Source organism: Pseudomonas sp. EB271-G4-1, assembly GCF_058791355.1.
In genome coordinates this window covers 48,395-58,741 of the sequence record NZ_JBYTEO010000043.1, presented here as the reverse complement: position 1 = coordinate 58,741, position 10,347 = coordinate 48,395, and the positions used below count along the sequence as shown (strand labels likewise).

The 10,347-nt window shown below is 61.0% G+C and carries 8 protein-coding genes and 1 pseudogene; 8 read left to right on the top strand and 1 reads right to left on the bottom strand.

The genetic code is table 11. The annotated features are described in order from the left end of the window. The first annotated feature begins 306 nt into the window (after positions 1-306). From AC3WWR_RS20735 to AC3WWR_RS20710, 6 genes are all read left to right on the top strand, one after another. Positions 307-1,887, top strand: coding sequence for an aldehyde dehydrogenase (NADP(+)) (locus AC3WWR_RS20735; protein ID WP_151142312.1), 1,581 nt, complete (start codon positions 307-309; stop codon positions 1,885-1,887). A 90-nt stretch (positions 1,888-1,977) separates the two neighbouring features. Next, positions 1,978-3,360: an MFS transporter gene (locus tag AC3WWR_RS20730; protein ID WP_492599020.1), complete on the top strand. Its 1,383-nt coding sequence runs from the start codon at positions 1,978-1,980 to the stop codon at positions 3,358-3,360. Continuing rightward, the gene (locus AC3WWR_RS20725; RefSeq protein WP_083349051.1) at positions 3,357-4,097 is read left to right on the top strand and encodes an SDR family oxidoreductase; all 741 of its coding nucleotides are present in this window, start codon (positions 3,357-3,359) and stop codon (positions 4,095-4,097) included. The genes AC3WWR_RS20730 and AC3WWR_RS20725 overlap by 4 nt, the downstream gene beginning before the upstream one ends. A 39-nt stretch (positions 4,098-4,136) precedes the next feature. Further along, positions 4,137-4,985: an ureidoglycolate lyase gene (locus AC3WWR_RS20720; protein WP_083349052.1), complete on the top strand. Its 849-nt coding sequence runs from the start codon at positions 4,137-4,139 to the stop codon at positions 4,983-4,985. A 126-nt stretch (positions 4,986-5,111) separates the two neighbouring features. Then, positions 5,112-5,861 carry an electron transfer flavoprotein subunit beta/FixA family protein gene (locus AC3WWR_RS20715; protein ID WP_083349053.1) on the top strand — a complete coding sequence of 250 codons (750 nt, stop codon included), beginning with the start codon at positions 5,112-5,114 and terminating at the stop codon, positions 5,859-5,861. Then, entirely contained in the window at positions 5,861-6,802 is a 942-nt protein-coding gene (locus tag AC3WWR_RS20710; RefSeq protein ID WP_083349054.1) for an electron transfer flavoprotein subunit alpha/FixB family protein, read from the top strand. The genes AC3WWR_RS20715 and AC3WWR_RS20710 overlap by 1 nt, the downstream gene beginning before the upstream one ends. 34 nt (positions 6,803-6,836) lie before the next feature. Here AC3WWR_RS20710 and AC3WWR_RS20705 read toward each other — a convergent pair. Beyond that, positions 6,837-7,019: pseudogene (locus AC3WWR_RS20705) on the bottom strand (LysR family transcriptional regulator); the annotation flags it as partial. A 131-nt stretch (positions 7,020-7,150) separates the two neighbouring features. On the opposite strand from AC3WWR_RS20705, the gene AC3WWR_RS20700 reads away from it, so the two are divergent. Continuing rightward, positions 7,151-8,932: an acyl-CoA dehydrogenase C-terminal domain-containing protein gene (locus tag AC3WWR_RS20700; protein ID WP_454865852.1), complete on the top strand. Its 1,782-nt coding sequence runs from the start codon at positions 7,151-7,153 to the stop codon at positions 8,930-8,932. 204 nt (positions 8,933-9,136) lie between these two features. After that, the gene (locus AC3WWR_RS20695) at positions 9,137-10,321 is read left to right on the top strand and encodes an acetyl-CoA C-acyltransferase (RefSeq protein ID WP_020799135.1); all 1,185 of its coding nucleotides are present in this window, start codon (positions 9,137-9,139) and stop codon (positions 10,319-10,321) included. Positions 10,322-10,347 lie beyond the last annotated feature (26 nt).

The following is a 10,347-nucleotide window of genomic DNA, read 5'->3' as shown; positions in this document are numbered from 1 at the left end:
CTAAGTGGCCGTTACCGCAGCAACGGATATGTACACCTGAAAGACAATTATCGCCTACCAGTACGCCTTCGCCGGCAAGCCTGGCTCCTACAGTAAAAGCGAAACCCTAAGTGGCCGTTACCGCAGCAACGGATACAAACCCGAATAAGGGACCCGCAGCCCCCTACCTAAAGTGAACAGCATCATGGAATTGATGGTTTTTTCGATAACAGATCGTTATCGGTTAATCCGAAAATGCCATTGGGAATGAATCGATTCGCGACAGTAAAGTAGCGCCTGGCTTCCAATCAGGGTTAGGAGACTGTCATGCCCGAACTGTCCGGACACAATTTCATCGCCGGTGGCCGCAGTGCCGCCGGATCGGTCGTGTTGCACAGCGTTGACGCGACGACCGGGCAAGCGCTGCCCACGGCCTTCTTCCAGGCCACGGCCGAGGAAGTGGACGCCGCTGCCAGGGCCGCAGCTTCGGCAGATCCGATCTACCGTAACTTGCCAGCCGCGCGCCGGGCCGAATTTCTTGAAGCGATTGCCAACGAGCTGGATGCACTGGGTGATGATTTTGTAGCCCTGGTCTGCCAGGAGACGGCCCTGCCGTCGGCACGCATCCAAGGTGAACGCTCGCGTACCAGCGGCCAGATGCGGTTGTTTGCCCAGACCCTGCGTCGCGGCGACTTCTACGGGGCGCGCATCGATCTGCCACTGCCTGAACGTCAACCCTTGCCGCGTGTCGATATACGCCAGTGTCGCCTGGGTGTCGGCCCGGTTGCGGTGTTCGGCGCGAGTAACTTTCCGTTGGCATTCTCGACCGCCGGTGGTGATACCGCCGCTGCGCTTGCCGCGGGCTGCCCGGTGGTGTTCAAGGCCCACAGCGGGCACATGGCGACCGCCGAACGGGTGGCCGAAGCCATCATTCGAGCCGCCGAGCAGACCGACATGCCCAAGGGCGTGTTCAACATGATCTTCGGTGCTGGCGTCGGCGAGGCGCTGGTCAAGCATCCGCTGATACAGGCCGTCGGGTTCACCGGTTCACTCAAGGGCGGCAGGGCGCTGTGCGACATGGCGGCTGCACGTGCGCAGCCGATCCCGGTGTTCGCCGAGATGAGCAGCATCAACCCGGTATTGGTATTGCCTCAAGCGTTGCAGGTTCGCGGCGAGCGTATCGCCAGCGAACTGGCGGCGTCGGTGGTCATGGGGGCGGGGCAGTTTTGCACCAATCCCGGCCTGGTCATCGGCATCCGCTCTGCGGCGTTCAGCGGGTTCGTGCAGACCCTCGCGGCTTTGTTGGCCGATCAATCGCCGCAAACCCTGCTCAATGCCGGTGGCCTGCGCAGTTATGTGCAGGGTTGCGAAGCGTTGCTGGCGCACCCGCAAATCACCCGGCTGGCCGGCCAGGCGCAGCAGGGCAACCAGGCTTGTGCCCAGTTGTTCCAGGCCGATGTCAGCCTGCTGCTGACAGGTAATGAACTGTTGCAGGAAGAAATCTTCGGCCCGGCCACCGTGGTGGTTGAAGTCGCTGATCGAGCTGAGCTGTTGGCGGCCTTGCAAGGGTTGCGCGGTCAGTTGACAGCGACATTGGTGGGTGAACTCGAGGAGCTTGAAGCGTCTGCCGACCTGGTCGCGCTGCTTGAGCATAAAGTCGGCCGCGTACTGATCAATGGCTATCCAACGGGTGTGGAAGTCTGCGAGGCCATGGTCCACGGCGGCCCTTGGCCGGCGACGTCGGATGCCCGTGGCACGTCGGTAGGGACTTTGGCCATCGATCGCTTCCTGCGTCCGGTGTGCTATCAGAACTTCCCTGATGCCTTGCTCCCGCAAGCCCTGCAGAACCGCAACCCATTGGGGCTTGCGCGCCTGGTCAATGGAGAAAAAACCACAGCGGCACTCTAGTCATCGTTCCATCGCCGAGTGAACGGTTCGCTCGGCCTGACCCATTCGATAAAAACAATCAGGCATGTCCACATGCCCAGGGGTTACCTCATGCAAACGATATCCGAGCAAATACCTGCGCAGGCGAGCGCTGGCGAGCTCGACTTTGAAGACCGGACCTACCGCAAGGTCATCTGGCGCATCCTGCCCGTCCTGCTCCTGTGCTATATGGCGGCCTACCTGGACCGGGTCAACATCGGCTTTGCCAAGCTCGACATGCTCAACGAGCTGCAATTCAGCAATACCGTCTATGCCTTGGGCGCCAGTATGTTCTTCTGGGGCTACTTCCTCTTTGAAGTGCCGAGCAACCTGTTGCTGCATCGCTACGGTGCACGCTTCTGGATTGCGCGGATCATGTTGACCTGGGCCGTGATCTCCATGGCCGTAGCCTTCACCGTACCGCTGGCGGGTTTTTTCCATATCGAATCGAGCACCATGTTCTACGTGCTGCGTTTCCTGTTGGGGATCTGTGAAGCCGGCTTCTTCCCCGGGGTGATTCTCTACCTCAACTACTGGTTTCCGACCCATCGGCAAAGCCGGGTGATGTCCGGATTCCTGATGGCCATGCCGATCAGCCTGACCTTGGGCGGTATCCTTTCCGGTTGGTTGATGAACAGCATGCAAGGTGTGCATGGTATGTCCGGCTGGCAGTGGATGCTGATCATCGAAGGCATTCCTTCGGTAATCATGGCGTTCGTCGTGATCGTCTGCCTGGCCAATAACATCGACTCCGCCAAATGGCTGTCGGCTGCGGAAAAAGCCTTGCTCAAGGCTAATCTGCAAACCGACAACCAGGGCAAGGCCTCGCGCTTGAGCGAAGTGTTCTTCAACCCGCGGGTGTGGCTGCTGGTGCTGATCCTGCTGACCTTCAACACCGGATTCTACGGCCTGGCGTTCTGGATGCCCTCGATCATCAAGAGCACGGGTATCACCAACAGCCTGCACATTGGCTTGCTGACCGCCATTCCCTATGCCGTGGCAGTCGTGGCAATGCTGCTCAACGCCCGCCACTCCAACCGCACCGGTGAGCGACGCATGCACGCGGCGATTCCGGCATTCATCGGTGGCGTCGGCCTGATCCTCAGCGCTTACTTTGCGAACAACCTGGTGCTGTCGGTGTTCTTCCTCAGTATCGCCGCTTCCGGGATTCTCAGCCTGATGCCGATTTTCTGGACCCTCCCGGGAACCGTGCTGTCGGGTGTCGCTGCGGCAGCCGGCATCGGCATGATCAACGCCTTCGGCAATCTGTCTGGCTTCACCGGTTCGATGATCACTGCCGTGGCGGAGAACCTCACCGGCAATATCAACAACGGAACTTATGTATTGGCGCTGTGCCTGTTCGTCAGCGGCGGGCTGATCCTGGCCATTCCCGCATCGATGCTCGGCAGGACTGCCAAAACCGCAATCACTCTCGCGAAGCTGGAGACGGCATGAACCTGCAGGACAAACGCGTGCTGATCACGGCAGCAGGCCAAGGCATCGGCATGGCCAGCGCCCTGGCCTTTGCCAGGGCCGGTGCCGAGGTGTTTGCCACGGACATCGATATCCAGGGGTTGGCGGGCGTCGAGGGCATCACTGCCCTCAGCCTGGACGTGACGTCAGCCCGTGCCATCGGCGAAACCAGTGAACGTATCGGTGGACTGGACGTACTTTTCAACTGCGCGGGTTATGTGGCCAGTGGCAACATTCTCGAATGTGACGAAGCGTCCTGGGCGCGTTCGATGGACATCAACGTCACCGCCATGTACCGGATGATCCGCACGTTCTTGCCTGGCATGCTGGAGCGTGGTGGCGGTTCGATCATCAACATGTCTTCGGTGGTATCGAGCGTCAAAGGCGTGCCCAACCGATTCGCCTATGCTGCCAGCAAGGCCGCCGTGGTGGGATTGACCAAAGCCGTTGCCGCTGACTTCATTGGCCAGGGCATTCGCTGCAATGCGATTTGCCCGGGTACCGTGGAGTCGCCGTCGCTGCGCCAGCGCATTGCTGTCCAGGCCGCGCAACAAGGCGTTGACGAAGCGCAGGTCTACCGGCAATTCCTCGACCGCCAGCCCATGGGACGAATCGGCAGCGCCGAAGAGATCGCCCAGTTGGCCTTGTACCTGGGCAGCGATGCGTCTGCCTATACCACGGGCGGTGTGCATGTCATCGATGGCGGCATGAGCATCTGACACCCGCTTTGCACTATTGCGTTCAAGCAGGAGAACCACATGAAACTGTTGCGTTATGGCGAAAAGGGGTCGGAGAAGCCGGGCCTGCTGGATGCCGACAATCAAATCCGCGATCTCTCTGGGCACGTGCAGGATATCACCGGGCAGGTCCTGAGCCCTGAAAGCCTGGCAACGCTTGCTGCGATCGATCCAGCCAGCCTGCCGATCGTTGCCGGGCAGCCGCGTATTGGTGCTTGTGTGGGGCAAGTCGGGAAGTTTATCTGCATCGGGCTGAACTACGCCGACCATGCGGCAGAGTCGAACATGGAAGTGCCCAAGGAGCCAATCATCTTCGGCAAATGGACCAGTGCCATCTGCGGCCCGAACGACAACCTTGAGATTCCGCGGGGCTCGCTCAAGACTGATTGGGAGGTGGAACTTGGCGTGGTCATCGGCAAAGGCGGGCGATACATCGATGAAGCCAACGCCATGGAGCATGTCGCCGGCTACTGCGTGATCAACGATGTCTCTGAGCGTGAATGGCAACTGGAGCGCGGCGGTACCTGGGACAAGGGCAAAGGCTTCGACACGTTCGGCCCGCTCGGCCCGTGGCTGGTCACCCGGGATGAAATTGCCGACCCTCATGCCCTGGACCTGTGGCTGGAGGTTGACGGCCACCGCTACCAGCAAGGCAACACGCGCACGCTGATCTTCAATGTGCCGCAACTGATTGCCTACCTGAGTCGCTGCATGAGCCTGCAACCGGGCGATGTGATTTCCACGGGCACGCCACCGGGCGTCGGGCTGGGCATCAAGCCGCAGCCGGTGTTCCTGCGTGCGGGGCAGACGATTCGCCTGGGCATCGCGGGCTTGGGCGAGCAGCGACAGGTGACCGTGCAAGCGGATTGACCAAGGATAACGACGCCGAAGGAGGGGGGTGTACGGACGTATCACCCACCCATTCAAGGGAGGGTAAGGCATGTCGCCCTTTGGGTAAGCTTCGAATACCCAATCTTTATGCAGGCGACAATTCCAATGAAAGTAATGGCTGCAGTAAAGCGAGTGGTCGACTACAACGTCAAAGTCCGGGTGAAGGCGGACGGTACTGGCGTCGACCTCTCCAACGTGAAAATGGCAATGAACCCCTTTTGCGAAATCGCCGTGGAAGAAGCGGTTCGCCTCAAGGAACAAGGGGTCGCCAGCGAAGTGGTAGTAGTCACCGTGGGTTCTTCGGGTGCGCAGGAGCAGTTGCGCACCGCACTGGCGCTGGGTGCTGATCGTGCCATTCTCGTCGAAGCGGCAGATGACCTGGGTTCGCTGGCGGTTGCCAGGCTGCTCAAGGCGGTGGTCGACAAGGAACAACCGCAATTGGTGATCCTCGGCAAGCAAGCGATCGACAGTGATAACAACCAGACTGGCCAGATGCTTGCTGCATTGAGCGGCTACGGTCAGGGCACGTTCGCCTCCAAAGTCGAAATCAGCGGCGACAGCGTAGCCGTCACCCGTGAAATCGACGGCGGCGCGCAGACCGTTTCCCTGAAGCTGCCGGCCATCGTCACCACCGACCTGCGTTTGAACGAGCCGCGCTACGCGTCCCTGCCCAATATCATGAAAGCCAAAAAGAAGCCTCTCGAGACGCTGACTCCCGACGCTTTGGGCGTTTCCACTGTCTCCACCAACAAGACCCTAAAAGTCGAGGCCCCGGCGGCACGCAGCGCGGGAATCAAGGTCAAGTCGGTGGCAGAACTGGTCGAGAAACTGAAAAACGAAGCGAAGGTGATCTGATGACTATTTTGGTAATTGCTGAACACGACAACCACACAGTGGCTGCGGCCACACTGAATACCGTGGCTGCCGCTGCCAAAATCGGTGGTGAGGTGCACGTGTTGGTGGCAGGTGCCGGCGTGGCTGCGGTGGCTGAAGCCGCCGCAAGGATCGTGGGTGTGGCCAAGGTTTTGCTGGCCGACAACGTTGCGTACGCCCATCAACTGCCTGAGAACGTTGCGCCGCTGGTGACCGGGCTGGTGCTGGAACAGCGCTCGATCTACAACCACGTCCTGGCCCCGGCGACGTCCAACGGCAAAAATGTCCTGCCCCGGGTTGCCGCCGCGCTGGACGTCGACCAGATTTCCGAGATCATCGCCGTGCAAAGCGCCGACACCTTCCAGCGTCCCATCTACGCCGGTAACGCCATTGCCACCGTGCAATCCAACGCCTCGGTGAAAGTGATCACCGTGCGCGCTACCGGTTTCGATCCGGTGGCCGCTGTTGGCGGCTCGGCAACCGTCGAAGTCGTTGACACGCTTTACGACGCCGGCACTTCCAGCTTCGTTGGCGAAACCCTGGCTAAATCCGACCGCCCCGAGCTGACCGCCGCCAAGGTCATCGTTTCGGGGGGGCGTGGTATGCAGAACGGTGACAACTTCAAGCACCTGTACGCGCTGGCGGACAAACTCGGCGCAGGTGTCGGCGCTTCGCGTGCGGCGGTCGACGCAGGTTTTGTCGCCAACGACATGCAGGTCGGGCAGACCGGCAAGATCGTAGCGCCGCAGCTGTACATTGCCGTCGGTATTTCCGGCGCGATCCAGCACTTGGCGGGGATGAAGGACTCCAAAGTGATCGTGGCGATCAACAAGGACGAAGAAGCGCCGATCTTCCAGGTGGCGGATTACGGGCTGGTGGCGGATTTGTTCGAAGCCGTGCCGGAGTTTGAGCGACTGGTTTGATTTTTCACGTGCTGAATTGGAGTTCGCTCATAGAGCGCATGCGCCGCCCAACCCGTACCAACAGCGGGTCATCGAGTTGTTCGCGCAAACGCGCCAGGGCGTTGCTCACGGTTGGCTGGCTGAGCGCCAGGCGCGAGGCAGCGCGGGAGACGTTCTGCTCGCGCAGCAGCACATCGAGGATGCGCAGCAGGTTGAGATCGAAGTTGGTTGTATTCACTTAGCAAATATCACGCATATGAAAATGAAATTTCTCAAATATTAGGCGGCTGCTTAGGGTGTCGGCAATCCTTGTTTTTCTACTTGGAATATGGGTGTGGGCAAACTTTTTGACGATGTGGAGAGTAGGGCATGAGTTATCAAGCGCCGCTGCGCGATATGCGTTTTGTGCTGCACGAACTGTTTGACGTGAGCGGGCATTGCCAGCAACTGGACAACGGTCTGGACCGCGACACCATCGACGGAGTTCTCGAAGAGGCCGCGCGGTTTGCCGCCGAAGTAGTAGCACCGCTCAACCGCAACAGCGACGAGCAGGGCTGTCGGTTGCAGGATGGCGAGGTGACCACGCCGGATGGTTTTCGCCAGGCTTATAAACAGTTTGTCGAGCAGGGCTGGGCGAGCATGACCGGACCGCTGGAGTTCGGCGGGCAAGGCTTCCCGCAGATGCTGTCGGCGAGTTTCCACGAGATGCTGATGAGTGCCTCGTTGTCGTTTCGCGTCTACTCCGGGCTGACCGAAGGCACGGTCCTGGCCCTGGATCGCCATGGCAGCGCCGAACTCAAGCAGCGATACCTTGCGCAACTGGTCAGCGGCGAGTGGACGGGCACCATGTGCCTCACCGAACCCCAGGCCGGCTCAGACCTGGCACTGCTGCGCACCCGCGCCCAGCCCCAGTTGGATGGCAGCTACCAGCTCAGCGGCAGCAAGATCTTCATCAGCGGCGGCGAACAGGATTTGAGCGACAACATCATTCACCTGGTGCTCGCTCGATTGCCGGATGCACCGCCGGGTATCAAAGGGATCAGCCTGTTCCTGGTACCCAAGCGGCTGCTCGACGCCGATGGATCGCCCGCTGCGCGCAATGCCCTGAGCTGCGGGGCGCTGGAGCACAAGATGGGCATCAAGGGTGCGTCTACCTGCGTGATGAATTTCGACGGCGCCACGGGTTGGTTGGTCGGTCAGCCGAATCAAGGCCTGGCCTGCATGTTCACGATGATGAACGATGCGCGCTTCCAGGTTGGATTGCAGGGCCTGGGCATTGCCGAAGCGGCATTCCAGGGCGGCCTGGCCTATGCGCGCGAACGCTTGCAATCACGCGCCATCAAAGGTCCCGTGGCACTGGACAAGCCTGCCGATCCGATCATCGTTCACCCTGACGTACGGCGCATGCTGCTGATCCAGAAGACCCTCAGTGAAGGCTGCCGGATGCTTGCGGCCTATGCGGCCAGGCAACTGGATCTGGAGCACGGCGCCAGCGATCCGGCGGCACGTGAAGCCGCGGCCCGTCGTGCCGCTTTCCTCATTCCTGTGGTCAAGGCGTTCTTCACCGATTGCGGCCAGGAGGTGGCCAGCCTTGGCGTGCAGCTGTACGGCGGCCATGGGTTTATCCGCGAGTGGGGCATGGAGCAGTTGATGCGCGACAGCCGCATCACCCAGCTTTACGAAGGCACCAACGGCATCCAGGCACTGGACCTGATCCGTCGCAAGTTACTCGGTGATGGCGGCAGCGAACTCAACGCGTTGATCGACGAGTTGGCCACGCAGGTGCATCAGGCGACGGCTCAGCCAGAGATGGCCGAGCGGGTCGGACAGCGCCTTGAAGAGTGGCGAGCGCTGGGCCACTCGGTGCTGCAAGCCTGTCGCCACGATCCCGAGGAAATCGGCGCGGTGTCGGTGGATTTCCTCGCCTACTCGGCGTACGTGATGTTGGCGGCGCTGTGGTTGCAGGCGGCTGTACGTGCCAGCCAGGCATTGGCGGCGGGCAGTGGTGACGCGGCGTTCTACCAGGCCAAGCTGCAATCGGCGGACTTTTATCTGCGCCGGGTCCTGCCACGGGCCGGCGCGCATCGAGAGGCCTTGCTGGCCGGTGCGGGCTGCCTGATGGCCATGCCGGAGCGATCCTTCGCGTTCTGAAAAACCTGGGCTGTAACCTCAAAAGGGGGGGGCGGCCCAGCCAGTGAGCTGGCTACGCTTGCCCCACCCGGATCCTCTCGTTCTCATTAATCCACCTGCCCAACAGATGGACACTCGAACGCCGGAAATCGCCCGGTCCCTATCCCTCACCCCCAGCGGGCGGCACGTTGCCGCCTCTGCGACTGATCGTTGGAGCGCAATACCATGCAAGACGCCGTTATCGTTTCCACTGCCCGCACGCCCATCGCCAAGGCCTTCCGAGGGGCGTTCAACGATTTCAAATCGCCGTCGATGAGCGCGGTGGCGATTCGCGCCGCCGTCGAACGCGCGGCCATCGAGCCGGGCGAAATCGATGACCTGGTGCTGGGCACCGCCATGCAAAGCGGCACTGCAGCAACCAATCTGGCGCGCCTGTCTGCCTTGGCGGCTGGCTTGCCATTGTCGGTCAGCGGCCAGACCATCGATCGCCAATGCGCTTCGGGCCTGATGGCGATTGCCATTGCCGCCAAACAGATCATGGTGGATGGCATGCAGGTGACCATCGGTGCCGGTCAGGAGCAGATCAGCCTGGTACAAAACCCGCACACGCAATTCGCCGCCAATGAGCAGGATGCCAATGTGCAGCGCATGGCCGAGCATGCCTATATGCCGATGCTGCAGACCGCAGAAATCGTTGCCCGGCGCTACAACATCAGTCGCGAAGCCCAGGACGCCTACAGCCTGCAATCCCAGCAACGTACCGCAGCGGCCCAGGCAGCCGGCTTGTTCGCCGACGAGATCATACCGGTCAGCGTGCGCAAGAAAGTCGTCGACAAGCAAAGCGGTGCCATTAGCTACGAAGATGTGCGCCTGACCCTGGACGAAGGCAATCGCCCGCAAACCACCCTGGCCAATCTGCAAGCTCTGGCGCCAGTGCGCGAAGGCGGTTGCATCACCGCGGGCAATGCCAGTCAATTGTCCGATGGCGCCAGCGCGTGTGTGTTGATGAGCGGTGCATTGGCAGCCCGTTCCTCGGTAAGTCCATTGGGCTTGTATCGCGGCATCGCGGTGGCAGGTTTGGCGCCGGAAGAGATGGGCATCGGCCCGGTGCTGGCAATCCCCAAATTGCTCCGTCAGCACGGCCTGCGCGTGGATGATATCGGGCTGTGGGAAATCAACGAGGCCTTTGCCTGTCAGGTGTTGTATAGCGCGCAAACACTGGGCATCGACCCCGCAAAACTGAACGTCAATGGCGGGTCGATCGCCATCGGTCATCCCTACGGCATGAGTGGCGCGCGCATGGTTGGCCACGCGTTACTGGAGGGCAAACGCCGTGGGGTGAAGTACGTGGTGGTGAGCATGTGCGTCGGCGGTGGCATGGGCGCCGCCGGTTTATTCGAAGTGCTCTGATTTTCCCGGGCGCGCCATGTCATCTG